The sequence below is a fragment of the Neobacillus sp. PS2-9 genome, assembly GCF_030915525.1.
Taxonomy (GTDB): Bacteria; Bacillota; Bacilli; order Bacillales; family Cytobacillaceae; genus Neobacillus.
Window position 1 is genome coordinate 1,655,765 of sequence record NZ_CP133269.1, and the last position, 17,614, is coordinate 1,673,378.

General features: G+C 36.5%; 21 protein-coding genes. 19 read left to right on the plus strand and 2 right to left on the minus strand.

What is annotated here, in order from left to right:
• Positions 1 to 36 precede the first annotated feature (36 nt).
• From pstB (RCG25_RS08150) to RCG25_RS08205, 12 genes are all read left to right on the plus strand, one after another.
• Positions 37 to 798: a phosphate ABC transporter ATP-binding protein PstB gene (gene pstB, locus RCG25_RS08150; RefSeq protein WP_308084126.1), complete on the plus strand. Its 762-nt coding sequence runs from the start codon at positions 37 to 39 to the stop codon at positions 796 to 798.
• A gap of 6 nt (positions 799 to 804) precedes the next feature.
• Positions 805 to 1,584, plus strand: a complete 780-nt coding sequence (pstB, locus tag RCG25_RS08155) for a phosphate ABC transporter ATP-binding protein PstB (protein WP_374121065.1) — start codon at positions 805 to 807, stop codon at positions 1,582 to 1,584.
• A 4-nt stretch (positions 1,585 to 1,588) separates the two neighbouring features.
• Positions 1,589 to 2,257, plus strand: a complete 669-nt coding sequence (gene phoU / locus RCG25_RS08160) for a phosphate signaling complex protein PhoU (RefSeq protein ID WP_308083168.1) — start codon at positions 1,589 to 1,591, stop codon at positions 2,255 to 2,257.
• 413 nt (positions 2,258 to 2,670) lie between these two features.
• Complete coding sequence (locus tag RCG25_RS08165; RefSeq protein WP_308083170.1) at positions 2,671 to 3,351, plus strand: DUF4912 domain-containing protein; 681 nt, start codon at positions 2,671 to 2,673, stop codon at positions 3,349 to 3,351.
• On the plus strand, positions 3,344 to 4,609 hold the full coding sequence (locus RCG25_RS08170) for a glycosyltransferase family 4 protein (RefSeq protein WP_308083171.1): 1,266 nt from the start codon (positions 3,344 to 3,346) through the stop codon (positions 4,607 to 4,609). The genes RCG25_RS08165 and RCG25_RS08170 overlap by 8 nt, the downstream gene beginning before the upstream one ends.
• 10 nt (positions 4,610 to 4,619) lie before the next feature.
• Entirely contained in the window at positions 4,620 to 5,237 is a 618-nt protein-coding gene (locus RCG25_RS08175; protein WP_308083172.1) for a hypothetical protein, read from the plus strand.
• Between the two features lie 75 nt (positions 5,238 to 5,312).
• On the plus strand, positions 5,313 to 5,462 hold the full coding sequence (rpmG, locus tag RCG25_RS08180) for a 50S ribosomal protein L33 (RefSeq protein ID WP_015594975.1): 150 nt from the start codon (positions 5,313 to 5,315) through the stop codon (positions 5,460 to 5,462).
• Positions 5,463 to 5,524: 62 nt separating this feature from the next.
• Positions 5,525 to 6,091 carry a 5-formyltetrahydrofolate cyclo-ligase gene (locus tag RCG25_RS08185; RefSeq protein ID WP_308083174.1) on the plus strand — a complete coding sequence of 189 codons (567 nt, stop codon included), beginning with the start codon at positions 5,525 to 5,527 and terminating at the stop codon, positions 6,089 to 6,091.
• A complete protein-coding gene (locus RCG25_RS08190) occupies positions 6,088 to 6,876 on the plus strand; it encodes a DUF92 domain-containing protein (protein WP_308083175.1) in 789 nt (262 codons plus the stop codon). Before RCG25_RS08185 ends, RCG25_RS08190 begins: the two co-directional genes overlap by 4 nt.
• A gap of 161 nt (positions 6,877 to 7,037) precedes the next feature.
• Positions 7,038 to 7,991 carry an L-lactate dehydrogenase gene (locus RCG25_RS08195; protein ID WP_308083176.1) on the plus strand — a complete coding sequence of 318 codons (954 nt, stop codon included), beginning with the start codon at positions 7,038 to 7,040 and terminating at the stop codon, positions 7,989 to 7,991.
• A gap of 100 nt (positions 7,992 to 8,091) precedes the next feature.
• Positions 8,092 to 8,286, plus strand: coding sequence for a hypothetical protein (locus RCG25_RS08200; RefSeq protein WP_308083177.1), 195 nt, complete (start codon positions 8,092 to 8,094; stop codon positions 8,284 to 8,286).
• A gap of 136 nt (positions 8,287 to 8,422) precedes the next feature.
• Complete coding sequence (locus RCG25_RS08205; RefSeq protein ID WP_308083178.1) at positions 8,423 to 9,985, plus strand: rhomboid family intramembrane serine protease; 1,563 nt, start codon at positions 8,423 to 8,425, stop codon at positions 9,983 to 9,985.
• On the opposite strand, the gene RCG25_RS08210 is transcribed toward RCG25_RS08205, so the two are convergent.
• Positions 9,957 to 10,808: a hypothetical protein gene (locus RCG25_RS08210; protein WP_308083179.1), complete on the minus strand. Its 852-nt coding sequence runs from the start codon at positions 10,806 to 10,808 to the stop codon at positions 9,957 to 9,959. The two genes, RCG25_RS08205 and RCG25_RS08210, sit on opposite strands and share 29 nt — an antisense overlap.
• A gap of 218 nt (positions 10,809 to 11,026) precedes the next feature.
• On the opposite strand from RCG25_RS08210, the gene RCG25_RS08215 reads away from it, so the two are divergent.
• The 5 genes from RCG25_RS08215 to RCG25_RS08235 all read left to right on the plus strand — a co-directional run bounded on the left by RCG25_RS08215 (position 11,027) and on the right by RCG25_RS08235 (position 15,255).
• On the plus strand, positions 11,027 to 11,230 hold the full coding sequence (locus tag RCG25_RS08215; protein WP_308084127.1) for a YqgQ family protein: 204 nt from the start codon (positions 11,027 to 11,029) through the stop codon (positions 11,228 to 11,230).
• Between the two features lie 20 nt (positions 11,231 to 11,250).
• A complete protein-coding gene (locus RCG25_RS08220) occupies positions 11,251 to 12,225 on the plus strand; it encodes an ROK family glucokinase (RefSeq protein ID WP_308083180.1) in 975 nt (324 codons plus the stop codon).
• A gap of 106 nt (positions 12,226 to 12,331) precedes the next feature.
• Positions 12,332 to 13,528: a M14 family metallopeptidase gene (locus RCG25_RS08225; protein WP_308083181.1), complete on the plus strand. Its 1,197-nt coding sequence runs from the start codon at positions 12,332 to 12,334 to the stop codon at positions 13,526 to 13,528.
• Positions 13,529 to 13,718: 190 nt separating this feature from the next.
• Complete coding sequence (locus RCG25_RS08230; protein ID WP_308083182.1) at positions 13,719 to 14,852, plus strand: YqgU-like beta propeller domain-containing protein; 1,134 nt, start codon at positions 13,719 to 13,721, stop codon at positions 14,850 to 14,852.
• An 85-nt stretch (positions 14,853 to 14,937) separates the two neighbouring features.
• Positions 14,938 to 15,255, plus strand: a complete 318-nt coding sequence (locus RCG25_RS08235) for an MTH1187 family thiamine-binding protein (protein WP_308083183.1) — start codon at positions 14,938 to 14,940, stop codon at positions 15,253 to 15,255.
• Positions 15,256 to 15,312: 57 nt separating this feature from the next.
• Here the strand turns inward: RCG25_RS08235 and RCG25_RS08240 are convergent, their stop codons facing one another.
• Entirely contained in the window at positions 15,313 to 15,489 is a 177-nt protein-coding gene (locus RCG25_RS08240) for a DUF2759 domain-containing protein (RefSeq protein WP_308083184.1), read from the minus strand.
• 207 nt (positions 15,490 to 15,696) lie between these two features.
• On the opposite strand from RCG25_RS08240, the gene RCG25_RS08245 reads away from it, so the two are divergent.
• Together RCG25_RS08245 and RCG25_RS08250 are read left to right on the plus strand one after the other, a co-directional pair.
• Positions 15,697 to 16,332: an MBL fold metallo-hydrolase gene (locus tag RCG25_RS08245; protein ID WP_308083186.1), complete on the plus strand. Its 636-nt coding sequence runs from the start codon at positions 15,697 to 15,699 to the stop codon at positions 16,330 to 16,332.
• A 161-nt stretch (positions 16,333 to 16,493) separates the two neighbouring features.
• Positions 16,494 to 17,585: a class I SAM-dependent methyltransferase gene (locus tag RCG25_RS08250; RefSeq protein ID WP_308083187.1), complete on the plus strand. Its 1,092-nt coding sequence runs from the start codon at positions 16,494 to 16,496 to the stop codon at positions 17,583 to 17,585.
• Positions 17,586 to 17,614 lie beyond the last annotated feature (29 nt).

Genomic DNA, 17,614 nt, shown 5'->3' on the forward strand with positions numbered 1-17,614 from the left:
AACTCAACAAAACAAGCTGTTCAGTCAAACAGCCATATGGTAAAGGAACATATTTTGAAGGTCAATCATTTGCAGATATTCTACGGGGAAAAGCGTGCAGTTAATGGAATATCAATGGACATTGAAAAAAATGGCGTAACAGCGCTTATTGGTCCTTCAGGATGTGGTAAATCAACTTTCCTGAGAAGTATTAATCGGATGAATGACTTAATTCCGGGAGCAAGGGCAGAAGGTGAAATCCTTTATGAAGATGTCAATATTTTGTCTGATGACATCAATGTTGTAGCTTTACGTAAGGAAATTGGGATGGTTTTTCAAAAGCCAAATCCCTTTCCTAAATCGATATACGAAAATATTACCCATGCCCTTAAGTTTGCTGGGATAAAAAATAAAAAAGTCCTAGATGAAATTGTGGAGGAAAGTCTTCACAAAGCAGCGCTATGGGACGAAGTAAAGGATCGGCTCCATAAATCGGCACTCTCGCTTTCTGGAGGACAGCAGCAACGTCTTTGTATCGCAAGAACAATTGCGATGAAACCGACTATTATGCTTCTGGATGAACCGTCTTCTGCTCTAGACCCGATATCAAATGCTAAAGTTGAAGATTTGATTGTTGATTTAAAGAAGGATTATTCAATTATTATTGTCACCCATAATATGCAGCAAGCATCTCGTATTTCAGACAAAACTGCCTTCTTTTTAAACGGCGATTTGGTTGAATATGACAACACGGAAACAATCTTTACTAATCCATCTGTTAAAAAGACCGAAGAATATATTTCTGGTAGGTTTGGATAAGGAGGAATCGGTGTGGCAATCCCAACATTGACTAGAGAAGTTTTTAATGTGAAAGATCTTAACTTATGGTATGGAGAGCATCTTGCCTTAAAGAATATCAATTTTCCTATTAATAAAAAAGAAGTAACAGCTATTATCGGTCCATCTGGTTGTGGGAAATCAACATTTATTAAAACCCTAAATTTGATGATCAATATGGTCCCAAATGTAAAAATGACCGGTGAAATTAATTATGATGGTCAAAATATATTAGATGCGAAAATGGACCTTGTTGAACTGCGTAGGCATGTTGGCATGGTCTTTCAAAAGGGTAATCCATTCCCACAATCGATTTATGATAATATTGCCTATGGTCCAAGAATTCATGGAATTAAGAAAAAGGTTCATTTGGACGAACTTGTCACAAAATCGTTAATGGACGTGGCACTATGGGATGAAGTTAAGGATCGTTTACATGCACCTGCTTTAGGACTTTCAGGTGGGCAACAGCAAAGGTTATGTATAGCAAGGGCGCTCGCGACTAAACCTGAGGTTTTGTTAATGGATGAGCCGACTTCTGCCCTCGATCCCATCTCTACTTTGAAAATTGAGGAATTAATTTTAGAGTTGAAAGAAAAATATACCATTGTTATTGTTACCCATAACATGCAGCAAGCTGCACGGGTATCAGATAAAACAGCTTTCTTTTTAATGGGGGAATTAATCGAATTAGATTCCACTTCTGCTATTTTTTCAAATCCAAAAGATTCACGAACGGAAGGCTATATTACAGGAAGATTCGGATGATGAGGTGACTAAATTGAGTACAAGGTCGAATTTTGATAATAATTTAAAGCAGTTGAAAGAATTGCTATTACAAATGGCTAATAAAGCTGAGTTTGCCATTAAGGAAGCGATGATTGCCCTAATTAACCAAGATATGGAAAAGGCTAAGCTTGTAATTGATGGCGATAATGAAATTGATGATTTAGAGCATGAAATCAATGATAAGGCTTTATTATTAATTGCTAGAGAATCACCTGTAGCAACAGATCTAAGACAAATCAATGTAGCCTTAAAAGTATCATCCGAGGTGGAGCGGATGGCGGACATGGCTGTGAACATTGCTAAATCTGCGGTTCATATCGGAAATGAAAAACATATAAAAGAAATGGTTGATATTCCAAATATGATGGAAATGGCTTTAGATATGGTATCTGATTCTATCAAAGCATTTTATTCAGAGGATATTACTCTTGCTAAAAGTTGTGCTGAAAGAGATGATCAAGTAGATAAAATGTTTGGAAGCCTGATTCAGGAGCTTTTAGGTTACATTCCAAAAAATCCTAATTCTACAAACCAAATCATCCAATTAGCATTCGTGTGTAGATTTATTGAAAGAATAGCTGATCATTCCACAAACATTGCGGAGAATGTAATCTATTTAGTAACGGGAAAACGAATTGATTTGAACGCCTAACAAAATATAATATGAATTAAAGATGAAGCAGAGAATGAGTGCTTCGTCTTTTTTTTATTCACAATCTGTATTAAAGAACAATGTTGATTTTTTACACCCTGTTGATTGGAGTGGAAGGCGCGAAGACTCCTGTGGGAGTATGGTTCAGGGGAGACCCCGCAGGCGCTTTTCGCCGAGGAGGCTCGCCGAAACACCCACGGAAAGCGAAGCGCCTGGAGCGGAAATCAACAGGCAAGTTTAATATAGCCTATTCATAAAGTAGAGTTTTGTCGAAAAGGAAGCAAGATACGACAAATTGCGTTTATTGTGTGCCTATTAATCTGATGATAACATTAAATAATAAATAATAAATAATAAGAATAATATGGATTTATATGCATATAATGATTGTTTGCAGAAATGGAGGACAAAACATGATTGAGGAAATAATTAAATTACGAGGGGACGGGCTATCGTTTCGAAGAATTGCTTCAGTACTTAATACGACGGTTGGTAAAGTTCAATATAGATGGAATAAATGGATAGATCACTCGGATGAAATAAATTCAAATGTCCAAAAAACCACTGGTAAGAAGTCCGCTAATAGCCAAATTGCACCTGATCAAATTCCTCTTAAGGGTGAATTGAAGGCAAAACTTGTTTCCCCTCGAAAAATTATTCTTTTCTGGGAAGTTTCCGAATTACCGAAGAAAATAATTGAACTATTTTTCAAGAAGAGGTTTGAGGAGCTCGTAACGGTTATCCGTGTGTATGACGTAACAGATATTACGTTTAATGGAAAAAATGCACACCATTTTTATGAAATACCCGTTTCTTATCAAAGTGGACATTGGATAATAAAAGGCCTAATACCCAATAGGAATTTTGTTGCAGAATTAGGAATTTATTTTTCAAATCAAAACTTTTTCCCTCTTCTTCGGTCTAATTGCATTCAAACCCCTCATTCCCAGATAGCGATTGGGTATGAAGGGAATTCTGACCTTTTCTTGAAGGTTCAAGAATATGAAGAGAAACCGCCAAAGTGGACGGAACATGTAAGTACGTATAGCTATTATGTTGAAACAACAAACAACTTGGAGGAGAAAAATGAATAAGACATTTTCTCAACAAGATGAGGCTAATAAGCCCGCAAATAATTGGCAATTAAAAATCTTAATGTTGTGCTGGGAGTATCCACCGAATATTGTTGGCGGACTTTCGAGGCATGTAGCTGGTTTATCCGCTGAATTGGCCGGACTTGGTCATGAAGTCCATGTATTAACTGCTGGAACGGACCAACTTCCTGAGTTTGAAAACATGAGTGGTGTGCATGTACACCGAGTTCAACCCATTAATAATCGTGATGAGCATTTTTTTTCCTGGATAGGCGGCTTAAATTTGGCTATGGCCTTCAAGGCTGAAAGATTATCAGAAGAGATTACATTTGATTTACTTCATGCACATGATTGGCTTGTTGGGGCAGCTGCTATTGTTTTAAAGGATACACTTGGTGTCCCATTATTAACTACCATTCACGCGACTGAGCATGGTAGAAATAATGGGATTTACAATGAAATGCAGCAATTTATACATGAGAAGGAACAACAGCTAATTTCTGAATCTGATCAAATTATTGTTTGCAGTGAATACATGAAGGATGAACTCCTTTCTATTTTTAAAGAAACATCTGTGAATCTAGCGGTTATTCCAAATGGGATTGAGTTAGTGGAACCAAAACAAGCCTTTAATGAGATTTTTCCGGAACTAAAGAACGAAAAATATATATTTTCCTTAGGGAGAATTGTAAAGGAAAAGGGTTTTGAAACCATTATTGAGGCAGCCGCAATTGCCAAAGATGAAGGATTAGATTATCGATTTATTATTGCTGGAAAGGGGCCAATGCTTGAGACATATCGTCAGCATATTTCAACCCGGCAGTTAGAGAGTCATGTCCATTTTATTGGCTTCATTACAGATGAACAAAGGAATGTCTTGATTCAAGAAAGTGAGTTGGCGGTGATACCAAGTTTATACGAACCTTTTGGTATTGTTGCATTGGAAACAATGACATTCGGTAAACCAACGATTGTTTCCAATACCGGAGGCATGAAAGGAATAGTTAAGCACCTCCAAACAGGGTTATTGATGGTACCAGGAGATGCACGAAGCTTACTGGAGCAAATTAACTTTTTACATAATAACCCTAAGAAAGCTCAAGAAATTGGAGAAATGGGACGGCAAATTGTAAAGAGCTTGTATGGTTGGAAACGAATTGCCTCAGAAACAAGTAGAGTAATGGAAGATTTATTGTTAAGTGAGCGCATTAACAAGAGTGAGGAAGAAGGACAGGGAAAACAAATAATTCGTAAATAAGGTGTAAGCGATGATGAATTTAATTGAAAAACACAATATTGAACAGACTTCCGACCATCAACAGTCATCTGAATCATTACTATTTATTCCGGGTCTATGGGTAAATGGGAAGTACTATTGGCTACAGGACTGTACGGAAAAGGTCATTTATGATGAAGAGATGACTATCAGAGTAAAACAGGAACAAGTACATTCTAAAATTCGAATGTCCAGTATTTACGTAAGTAATCACGGCAATCAGGAGAAAGCGATTAAAGTGCTAGCAATGCACCATTTTTCAAATGTTGGAAAAGATAATTTAACCTTTGTTTCTCCCTTAGATAATCGCATTTTTCATCATACTAATAAACAGGTTTATTTAGTTAATGCTCATTACCAAAGGATAGGATTAACAGAATATACGGCTATGCCTCTTTGGAATGTCTATACAGACCAAATTTGGAGCTCACTTTCAACCGGGACTTTGAAATACCAGCCATTGGCTAATGGTCCTGCAGCAAGTGTGTTTGCTTTAAAAATGGCAATTAAACCACATGAAACAGGCAAAATGATGACTTGGAGTATTAATGGATCGAACAAAAATGAATTAATTGCAATGGAAGATGCTCTAATAAAAAATATACACTAGCATTTCCTTTTGAAAAATGATATTATAGAAAAGTCGTATGAACGAACTAGCTTAATCGTTTGGAGGGAAATTGACATGCGTGTAAATATTACGTTAGCTTGCACTGAGTGTGGAGACCGTAACTATATTTCAACAAAAAATAAACGTAACAACCCAGACCGCCTTGAGCTTAAGAAATATTGCCCAAGAGAAAAGCGTACAACAGCACACCGTGAAACAAAATAAGCAGTAGGGCTTCCTGCTGCTTTTTTTGTTGTCCAAAAGTTATGTATGGAGGTTTCAATCCAATGAATGATAAACATTCACTACGCAAAATAATAAAAGATTCTCTCTCAGAACTGACAAGACCTCTCTATGAAGATTACTCCTATAAAATAGCAACTCGGTTGTTTGATGATCATGACTGGAAACAAGCAAATGTCATTGGAATCACCATATCAAAGCGTCCTGAAGTTGATACATATCAAATTATTCGTAAAGCATGGGAACAAGGTAAACAAGTGGTAGTACCAAAGTGTAACCCAAAGGAAAAGAAATTAGTATTTCGAACGTTAAAGGAATTTTCCCAGCTTGAGTCCGTGTTTTATGGTCTATATGAACCAATTGAAGACCAAACTGCTAAGGTCGAAGCAGATGATATCGATCTTTTAATTGTACCAGGCCTTGCATATACGAAGACAGGATTTCGTGTAGGATTCGGCGGTGGATATTATGATCGGTATTTAACCGCTTATTCAGGGAAAACACTCTCACTTGCCTTTAAAGATCAAATAGTTGAGCAATTCCAAGTTGAAACGTATGATTTACCTGTATCAAAAATTATTACAAATGTTGAGGTTATTTATACAAAATGATCGAAGTTTTAATGGTTTTTATGGGTATTCTATTGACAGGACTAGCAGGCTATTCACTTAAATCGTTGACCGTATCAGGTGCCCTTGCAGCTATAATAACTGGGCTTGCTGTATATTTGGGTTTTGGAATAAACGGATTGGTCCTTCTTGGTGTCTTCTTTGCTTCTTCAAGCCTATGGTCTAAATATAAGAGCTCCGCAAAGAATAGTATTGAAGAAAAATTGGCAAAAGGTGCAACAAGGGATTGGCGGCAAGTGTTTGCTAATGGAGGAGCAGCTGGATTTTTTAGTATTGTTCATTACTATCATCCTGATTTTATTTGGTTAATAGGATTTGTTGTTTGTCTCGCAAGTGCAAATTCAGATACATGGGCTTCTGAAATTGGTAGCCTTAGCCGTAAGCACCCTATATACATACGTACATTTAAGCGGATTGAGAAGGGGACCTCAGGTGCAATAAGTATGTTAGGCAGCACAGCAGCACTAGCTGGCTCGCTTCTTATTTCTATCTTTAGTTATTGGCTTTTTACGATAAGTTTTAGATTAGCTGTTCTCATTTTTTTATTTGGATATATAGGTAATGTTATTGATACGATTATAGGGGCTTTTTACCAGCAGGTATATGTTTGTAAAAAATGTGGGATAGAAACTGAGAAAAAAGAACATTGTCAAATAGTAACAACTAGAATAAAGGGTTTTCCATTAGTAGATAATGATATGGTAAATTTTCTTTCAGGCGTCCTTTCTGCAATTTTAGCAATTTTAGTCATTCAATTAACAAGTTAATAAACAAAAAACCACTTGTAACAAAATTGACTAATAGATAACGGTTTCATGAAGATTTTATAGTAATGAAAGATTGTGAAATAGTGTACAATCTAATTGTAGGTAAGATATAAATGAGATTTGATGAACCCACCTTAAACTACCTATTGGAGGAATGAGCCATGTTAAATCGAGTGAATAGAGTAGCATTAATTGGTACAGGATTTGTTGGTTCTAGCTATGCATTTGCATTATTAAATCAAGGTATAACTGAGGAACTTGTCTTAATTGACTTAAATAAAGAAAAAGCAGAAGGAGATGCAATGGACTTAAATCATGGACTTCCATTCGCTCCATCTCGTACAAAAATTTGGTATGGAGATTACAAGGATTGTGGGGACGCAGATCTTGTTGTCATTACAGCAGGGGCCAACCAAAAACCAGGAGAAACACGACTTGACTTAGTTGAAAAGAACACTAAAATATTTAAAGGCATTGTTGAACAAATTATGGCGAGTGGTTTTGATGGAATATTTGTAGTTGCTACAAACCCAGTTGATATTCTAACCTATGCGGTCTGGAAATTCTCAGGACTTCCAAAAGAACGCGTCATTGGCTCAGGGACAATCCTTGATACAGCAAGATTCCGATTCTTACTGGGCGACTACTTCGATGTAGATACCCGAAATGTTCACGCCTATATTATTGGTGAACATGGTGATACTGAACTTCCTGTTTGGAGCCATGCTGATATAGCTGGTACTTCTATTTCTGAATGGACAAAAAATAAAGCCGGATTCATTCAAGATGATTTAAATCAACTCTTCCTAAATGTTCGTGATGCGGCCTATCATATCATCGAAAGAAAGGGTGCCACGTATTATGGAATTGCCATGGGCTTAGTTCGATTGACCAAGGCAATCTTACGAAACGAAAACTCTGTTCTTACAGTATCCGCATACCTCGATGGAGAATATGGACAAAATGATATTTATATTGGGGTTCCTGCCGTTGTGAATCGAAACGGGATAAGAGAAGTCGTTGAGCTCGATTTAAGTGAGGATGAAAAAGAAAAGTTTACAAACTCAGTTAATGTTCTAAAGAATACAATGGAACCTGTATTTAAGAATATATAGTAAGACAATGAGAGGCTGACTGCAAAAGGTCAGTCTTTATTTTATGATTTTTGGATAATATGCAAACCATTATCACAAAATAACAACAGGAGGGATGAGAATGTCACGTATGTTAACATCCATTTTGATGATTGGCTCAATTGGATATTTTGCCTATCGATATAGATATCGATTAATCAATATTCTACTTGGTTCCGGTTGGATGCGTAGGTTAGCTGTTGGTTCCATCATGAGCTTTCCTGGTGTAAAAAATAAAATGATGCAATCGGTATTTGGAGGACCATCTGAACGGTGAAAAGCCACAGATGGTTTTTTTTGTTTGTTTAATTATGGTGACTTGGTTTATTCGTTTATAATGAAAGTAATGAGGAAAAAATGAATTAAAATGTCTCTAACTGCGACTTATTCTTATATAGAAAGTAGGGGGGAAGTTGAATTATAGAGAGGACTATGTTTTTTGGAGGTTGGCATATTTTTTCATATCTGAGCAGGGCTATAGAATTATTCAATTATTTGATAATCAAAAAGAGCTTTGGTTAGAAAAACTTGAAAGTAAGGGGGCTCCAATTGTTCGTTTGCTTCGTCGAGACATTGACTGGAGCAACTCCATACAAAAAGATATTGAGTTTTGCACATCTAATGGGGAGAGAGTCCGTAGACAGGTCCGTCGTGGGGAACTAAATTTATTAAATATATATGTCAGTCAATTTCCACCTGTTGATGAATATGAGTATCGACTGGCTAAGCCATTTGTTTATCCAGAAGGAAAGAAAACGATTGTGAACTCGGTTTTGTTAACCAGCAAGAATTATGATGAAGGTTTGCGATTTCTTTCAGAGCGGTATGGAAAGGATATTACTTTTTCAATTAACGATGAATACTCGGAACAGGATGTTACCCATTTACAGAATTCCGCTTTAGAATATGCAATAAAAAAAGCGAACTCTGAAAGAGCTGTATTTACGAGTGGTAAACCGTTTTTTACCTATGTATTTATGATCATTCAAATTGCCGTTTTTTTCTGGTTAGAGACACATGGTGGAAGTACGAATAACCAGAATTTGATTAAGTATGGAGCTAAGTTTAATCCATACATTCAAGATGGTGAATGGTGGCGTTTTCTTACACCAGTGTTTCTTCATAGTGGATTTACCCATTTAGCTATGAATACTCTGTCCTTATATTTCATAGGTACGGCAGTTGAAAGAATGTACGGTAGTGTCCGTTTTGTATTTATCTACTTGTTTTCGGGAATAACAGGGTTCATTGCTAGCTTTATTTTTGTTGATAACGTTTCAGTAGGAGCAAGTGGAGCAATTGCGGGGTGCTTTGGAGCCTTACTTTACTTCGGTGTCATCTACCCGAAATTATTTGCAAGGACACTTGGCACTTACGTGATCGCTATCTTTTTAGTAAATATTGCATTTGGTTTTTCACAAAGTGGAATAGATAATGCTGGACATTTAGGTGGACTAATTGGAGGATTTTTGGCATCAGGAATAATGCATTTTCCAAAGAAAAAAAGACCACTATTACAAGTATTTTTTTTAATACTATCCATTTTGGCGGTTGCGATTTCTTTATATTTCGGTTTTAGTGATACATTAAAATCAAAAGATGATAATTCAAATCTCATATTAGCTCAAGAATATATAAACCATGAGAATTATAAGCAGGCATATGAGGTTCTTAAGGGTGTCGAGGAGAGGTCAGAGAACCCTTCGGCTCAAATTTACTTTCTGTTATCCTTTACGGAGATTAAGCAAAACATGCTAACAGAGGCAAGAACACATTTGCATAAGGCTTTAAAATTGGAACCTGGCTTTCCAGAAGCCAACTATAATCTGGCACTTATTTACTTAGAAGAAAACGACCTAATACAAGGAAAAAAATATGCCGAAAGAGCAGCCAAACTAAGTCCGGATAAAAAGGAATATATGGCCTTAGTTCGGGAAATTGATCAACTTATTCAATCATCTGGCGAAGGAGAATAGGCTCACCATTTACTGTCTCAGTTAAAACTAATATATGTGATTTATTTTTTGCTAGTAAAATAAGCGGGAGGGCACTGCCGATCGGAGATATAATGGTGCCATCGGCTTTTTTTATGCCAAGGAAGTAATTTTTATAAAGGCCTTCCCATAATTGACCAACAATTCGATCAGAAACTGCTTTTGAAAATCCTGATAAACCAGACTTTGCACTTTCATTAAATAGAGTGAATGGGAATGCTTGATAGTCATTTAAATGAATAGTATAGTGCCTAATCCCTTTATTCCAGCTGTATTGCAGCATTCTTTCTGTTTGTTCATCTAGATTTTGTTTCCACTTCGTTTGTTCTTTTGTTTTAGGACTGTGGAAGGATCGATTAGTGTTTTCCTGGGGAATGACGTATAAATAATCATCTGATAATGCTTGTGAACTATATATTGAGCCGTCATTTTCATGGAGTTCTCCTTGGTGAAAAGTAATTGCTTGAAAAAGAGAAGAATCCTTAATAGGGATGCGCTTCTCTTGTAAGAGCTTTGAGGTAGTTTGTTTCCAATCGCCAAGTTCACCGATTAGCCTTCCATTGGAGTATAAAAACCCTGCATCCTGCCTTAAATACGCTTTTCGATCAAGAGTGGAATCTATCGTCCAAAGCAGGGAACTTGGTTCAATTAGAGATAAAGAGGTCTTGGCAGATGTAAAGTTAACATTAGGAGCAATTGGGAAATAAGTAATACTTTCTTCTGCCACAGGTGTTTTTACTTGGAAGTAAACGTAAGCAGTGATACCGAGGATTAAAATTCCAACCATTACATAAATTTTTTTCACATTTTTTTTTCCTTCCGTGGTTAAAATAACACTTTGTTTGTCCTGTTACAGTTATATGGCAACATAATCATGGAAATGCCAATAAATTGGACATGTATTAATAAAGAAGGATTTTTATAGAATAAATAAATTATTGCCTTGAGGTGGAATTTTGCTTAGGTTATACTTTTTGTTGTGAAACTAATTATTCTCTCCATATTAAAATTAAGGGGATCATGATGAAAACGATTTATGAAATTCAGCAATTCTTAAAGCAATTTGGAACGATTATTTATGTCGGAGATAGAGTCGCAGACCTTGAATTAATGGAGTCGGAATTAAAGGAATTGTATCAGTCGCAGTTAGTAGAAACAAGAGAGTTCCAAACGGCATTGTTAATTTTAAGACACGAAATTCAAGTAGAGAAAGAAAAATCAAAATAACAAAGATAGGTGAATATACATTGTCAGAGAAATGGATTGCAGGCGTTGATTTAGGGGGAACCACTACTAAAATTGCCTTTATCACGATGGATGGAGAAATCGTTGAAAAATGGGAAGTACCTACAGATAACACGAATGAAGGTCAAAATATTACATTCAATATTTCAAAAGCCATTGATGAAAAATTAATGGAATTAGGTGAGATGAAGGACAAATTAATAGGAATTGGAATGGGTGCGCCTGGGCCTGTAGACTACGAGAATGGAATCATTTTAAACGTGGTGAATTTAGGCTGGAGAGATAATTATCCATTAAAAGCAAGTCTCGAAACAGCTACCATGCTTCCAGCTACAATTGAAAATGATGCCAATTGTGCAGCCTTGGGTGAGATGTGGAAGGGTGCTGGAAATGGAGCTAAGGACCTTGTTTGCATTACGTTAGGTACAGGTGTTGGCGGTGGCGTTATTGCTAATGGTAACATCGTTCAGGGTGTGAACGGTGCAGCTGGAGAAATTGGCCATATTACTGCTATCCCTTTTGATGGTGCACCATGTAATTGTGGCAAGACTGGGTGTCTTGAAACAGTCGCATCAGCTACAGGTATTGTTCGCTTGGCGATGGAAGAGTTAAATAAGAGCGAATCAAAGGCTGAACTAAGGAATATTTTAATTAATAATGGAAAAATAACAGCTAAAGATGTGTTCGATACAGCCAAAAATGGGGATGTATTAGCTCTTGAAGTTTTGGATGTGGTGTCCTTTCACTTAGGCTTTGTTGCCGCTAATATTGCCAATACGTTAAATCCAGGTATGATTGTCCTTGGCGGTGGAGTTTCAAAAGCTGGGAGCATTCTATTAAATAAGGTAAAAGAATACTTTGTTAAATATGCTTTCTCGGCTGTCAGAGAATCCACAACCTTGTCTTTAGCAACATTAGGAAATGATGCTGGAGTCCTTGGGGCAGCATGGCTTATAAAGAATAAATTAAACCAATAGTAAACAATCATTTGAAAAGCCTGCAATCATGCAGGCTTTTTCTTATTATACATTCATTTCTTACAGTCATCCAACATATTTATTTATGATGGGAGGAGGGGGAAGAATGGAAATAACTATACGCTCCGGAGAGACATTATCCTTTTTTAGTCGCTTGTTTAAGGTGCCGATCAGCCTCATTGAAGATTCCAACCCTAATATAAGTCCAAATAACCTGAAATTGCGAGAAAAAGTTAAAATACCAGGATATATATTAATCCCCTATGTAATACAGGATGGGGATACCTTATTGGACATTGCAGCGGCTGTCGATCTACATGTAGATGCACTGCTCATCCTAAATCCAAGTATGGAGTCAGAACGTGTAAAAATGGGTGAGACCATATATGTACCAGAGAGGATTACTACTCCATTTACTACAGTGAAATCTGCTTGTACTTATCTCAGCCTTGTAAAAACAATTCATTCCCTTAAGAAGGCTTATCCTTTTATTTCAGTTAATATAATAGGTAAGAGTGTTCTTGGAAATTCAATTCATGAAATTAGAATAGGACGGGGTAAAAAGAAAATACATATGAATGCCTCGTTCCATGCTAATGAATGGATTACAACTATGGTTTTAATGAGCTTAGTCAATAATTATCTTCTCTCTTTAACTAATGGATCTATGATAAGAGGAGAAAAGACTTTTCATTCATATGAAGAAATAGAGTTATCTATTGTACCTATGGTCAACCCTGATGGAGTAGACCTCGTATTAAATGGGCCTCCTAGGGAGTTGAGGGAGGAAGTAATTCAAATGAATGAGGGAAGCGATGAATTCGTTCATTGGAAGGCCAATATTAGAGGGATTGACCTCAATAATCAGTTTCCTGCTAATTGGGACGTTTGTAAAAGAAATAAGACACCAAAATCCCCAGCTCCAAGGGATTTCCCAGGCCATTCACCATTAACTGAACCTGAAGCGATTGCGATGGCGAATTTAGCAAAAAATAGCTCCTTTGATTATATAATTGCCTTCCACACACAAGGAGAGGAATTTTACTGGGGGTATGAAGGTCTTGAGCCTTCAGTATCAGAAGAATTGGCCAAAGAGTTTGAGAGAGTAAGCGGATACCAAGCCATACGTTATGTTAATAGTCATGCAGGGTATAAGGATTGGTTTATCCAAGAGTTTAAACGCCCAGGTTTTACTATGGAGTTAGGAAAGGGGATCAATCCTCTTCCCCTATCGCAATTTCAAAAAATACTAAAGCCATCAGAGGCAATTTTTAAAGCTGCTCTGTCTTTTTCATTTTTATAGACACGATATACTTGTTTTATCTCTCCATACTGATTAAAATAAATTATCATCAATAAGACAATACGTTTAAAAAGCCGGGTATACGGCTTTTTTCCTATTTTGTCTTATAAGGTAGAAAACCTGAAACATTTTTCTGAAAAAAACGTACTAACATAAGAGAAGCATAAAGGGAGGGGGCAGTAGAATTAAATTGAACCATCTGATTAATAACAAGTATCCATTCTTCGTGTTACTATTAATTTTCTTGACCCTTCTATTAACTGCCTGTGCTGATAAACAGCAACCAAAACAAAAAACGAATGTAAAAAAAGAGACGCAAAAAGAAACGACTCCTTATGAGGAAGCTGATTGGAAATTACCAATCTCGATACCAGAAGGCGAGTTTTTCATGCTTGGTGGATGGCTTTCTGACACGGAGGTTCTTTATATTACGAATCTGGAGCAAACATCAAGCGTATATAGATATAACCTTTTATCTGGGAAAAGCAAGTTAATTTATAAAAGTGAGTACCCTATCGTTACTGTAAAAATAAGCCCTTCTAAGAAGAATATATTAATTCATTCCTCCCCTTCTTCATACGAGGGGGTGGTGACCATAATAGATAAAAATGGTAGTGAACAAATGAAACAGTCATTTGCGTCCTATGAATTAGACTTTGAGTGGAATTTATTTAATGAATCACAAATTCTTGTCACAAAATTTGATGAGGATTGGAAGTTTCAGTTATCGTTATTAGATACGAGTAAATTAAAAACAGTAGAGCTGTCCTTACCACAGCCTTTTATTAAGTGGATTGACGAAAAGAACGTTGCTTATTTAAATTGGGATGAAAATACTCCCTCCTTATTTGCTCCACTTATTATAAGAAGTATAGAAACAGGAAAAGAAAAAACAGTTTTACCAGAAGTAATACAATTTTCGACTTTTCCAGATCTGCTAATGACTGTTTCTGTTAAGAAAGACGATTCAACCGTGGCAGTTTATACATTTTTTGATAAAGAATTGAAAGAGAGCTTTACATTTTCAATCCCACAGCTAACTAAATTTTCAGATTGGTTAGTGCCTTTCTATGATTACTCAAAGAATAGAGGTCAATTTATAACCTTTGAGCCTCTCAGCTCGGGTGAGGTTGACTCCTATACAGAGGGATTTAAGCTCGTTTCTTATAATATTAAGAGGAAAAAGAGCGAACTAATTATGGAGCACCTTGATAATGAACCCATTCTTTTTTCTCCTTCAGGTAATGCCCTGTTATACGGGAATCGATTTGAGAAAATAATTGATTTAAAAACAAAAGAAATCTATGAATTGATAAAAGAATGACACACGAGAGTCATTCTTTTTGTTTTTTCAAGCAATATGATAAAATCACGTTGTTATAAATTCTAGGTAAAGAAGGTGCTTGTCCATGGCCATTGTAGATGTGACAGTGATTCCATTGGGTACGGAAACTCCAAGTGTCAGTAAATATGTAGCAAGTGTACAAAAGGTTTTAAAGAAGTATGAGAGTGCTGGAAAAATCCGCTTTCAACTTACACCGATGAATACTATTATTGAGGGGGAACTTCCTGTTCTATTTGAAGTAATCCAAGCCATGCACGAGGTTCCATTTGCAGAAGGGATCCAGAGGGTGGCTACAACGATTCGCATTGATGATCGGAGAGATGTGAAGCGAACAATGGAATATAAAGTAGACCGGGTTACAAGCCTCCTAAATGAGGAATAAAAAAAAGACTGTCAATGGACAGTCTTTTTTCAGGCCTTAAAAGGCATTAAGTGTTTTTTAATGAGTTCCAGTAGGAAAACCGTGTTGTAATACTGTCATTACTGTGAACCATCCGAAAACAAGAAAAGAAGCGATCCCCCAAAATGCACCTAAGAAATTTTTATTCTTTAGCGCGCTATATCCACCATATGCAGCAAGCAGGGTTACGATAGCGAAAATAATAACTAAACCCATGAAAAGTCCCCCCTTTTTGGTATAATGAGGCAATGTGCCTAACACTTTAAAGAAAATTATGTAACAATATTATATACATTCGTTTCCTATTTTATATTTTTTTCTTTCATTTGTCGAGAGCAAAAACAGCAATGTGTTTGCTGCAATTTTTCTCTCTTTATTAAATAGTGTAAAATAATTATATTGTATTGATTGGAGGAACTGGAAATGAAATGGCAACAACTTTCTTTAGGAAGTATACAAACAAACTGTACTATTGTTGAAAATTCAGATAAGTCATGCTTAATCTTTGACCCAGGTGGTGAAGGAAAGAAACTAATCCATTTACTGAACCAAAGAAAACTGAAACCTAGTGCGATCCTTTTAACGCATGCACATTTTGATCATATAGGGGCTGTAGATGAAGTGAGACAAGCATTCAATATTCCTGTTTATCTACATAAACAGGAAGAAAAATGGCTCGGTGATCCCACATTAAATGGTTCACAGTTTTTTATTCAGGTTGAATCAATTAAAGTAGCTCCTGCTGATCACCTCATTAAGGATGAGGGGCCACTGAAGATTGGTAATTTTGAGTTCGTCATTTTTCATACTCCTGGCCATTCACCGGGAAGTGTTTCTTATTTTTTTGAAAAAGAAGGATTTGTTATTTCGGGTGATGCTTTATTCCAAGGAAGTATCGGCCGTACAGACCTTCCAGGAGGCAATCAAGCACAGCTGTTAAAAAGCATACATGACAAGCTGCTAAGTTTACCTGAAGACACGTATGTTCTGTCTGGTCATGGACCTGTAACAACTATTATAGAAGAAATGGATAGTAACCCTTTTTTGAATGGTTTTTAGTTAGAAAGTGGAGAGAACAAAGAAAAACCCTTCTCGAAGGAGAAGGGTTTTTCTGGGGGATGTTCTATTCATATAACGGGAGGGGATATTGTTAAGCTACTAATCTTACAATATAATAACTTTAACACTATGTCAATAGTGTTAACCTAAAAGGAGTCTTTATGATTAGCTATTTACAACAATTAATTTCAACAGCACCAATGAATTTAATTTCCTATGCCGATTATATTTCAACTGCCCTTTACCATCCTGAATTCGGCTATTATATGAAAGACAAACAGAAAATTGGACGGAACGGAGACTTCATAACGACAAGTAACATTTCTGATATATATGGAAGGTTGATTGCTAAATGGTTTTCTCAGGTATGTGAGAGGAATGAATTCAACCCTGTGTTCTGTGAAATTGGTGCTGGTAATGGGCGTTTTGCTAGGGCTTTTTTAGAGGAATGGAACAAATCCATCCAAACACCAATCGAGTATATTATTGTGGAAAGTAGCACCTACCATCGCAAATTACAGAGGGAACTCCTAAGCAAAGATTTTTCCATTATCCAAGTAGAAAATCTTAATGAACTAGAGGCCTTTGAAGGAATGGTCTTTTCGAATGAACTTTTTGATGCACTTCCTGTCCATGTAATTGAAAAAGTTAATGGGGAACTATTTGAGGTGATGATTGGCTGTCAAAATGAAAGGTTGTTCGAGAAAAGGGTCCCATTATCCAATGCAGCCATTTATGCTTTTTTAGAGGACAATCAACTGAAGCTAAATGAAAACCAACGGCTAGAAGTTCCATTAATAATGGAGAATATGCTAAAGGAAATTTCAAAGACTTTACTTAAGGGACTGGTCGTTACCGCTGATTATGGCTATTTAAATGTCGAATGGATGGAGCCACAAAGGGCGAGGGGCAGTTTACGAGGCTATTATCAACATCAGATGATTGATGATGTGTTACTGAATCCAGGGGAAATGGACATAACTACCCACATCCATTTTGATTCACTTATTCGAAAAGGTGAGCATGTGAATCTGAAGCTGTTATCCAAGTTAAGACAGGATGAATTCTTATTAAAAGCTGGCATTCTTAAGGATTTAGAAAATCATTACGACCCTAATCCGTTCTCAGTGGTAAGTAAGCGAAATCGAGCCATCCGAAGTTTAATTTTGCCTTCTGGAATGAGTGCTTATTTTCAAATTGTTATTCAGCAAAAATCTCTGCAGCTAAGTGAAAATGATTTATTTAAAGAATAGGCTCTGCAAAATTTGCCTGTTGATTTCCG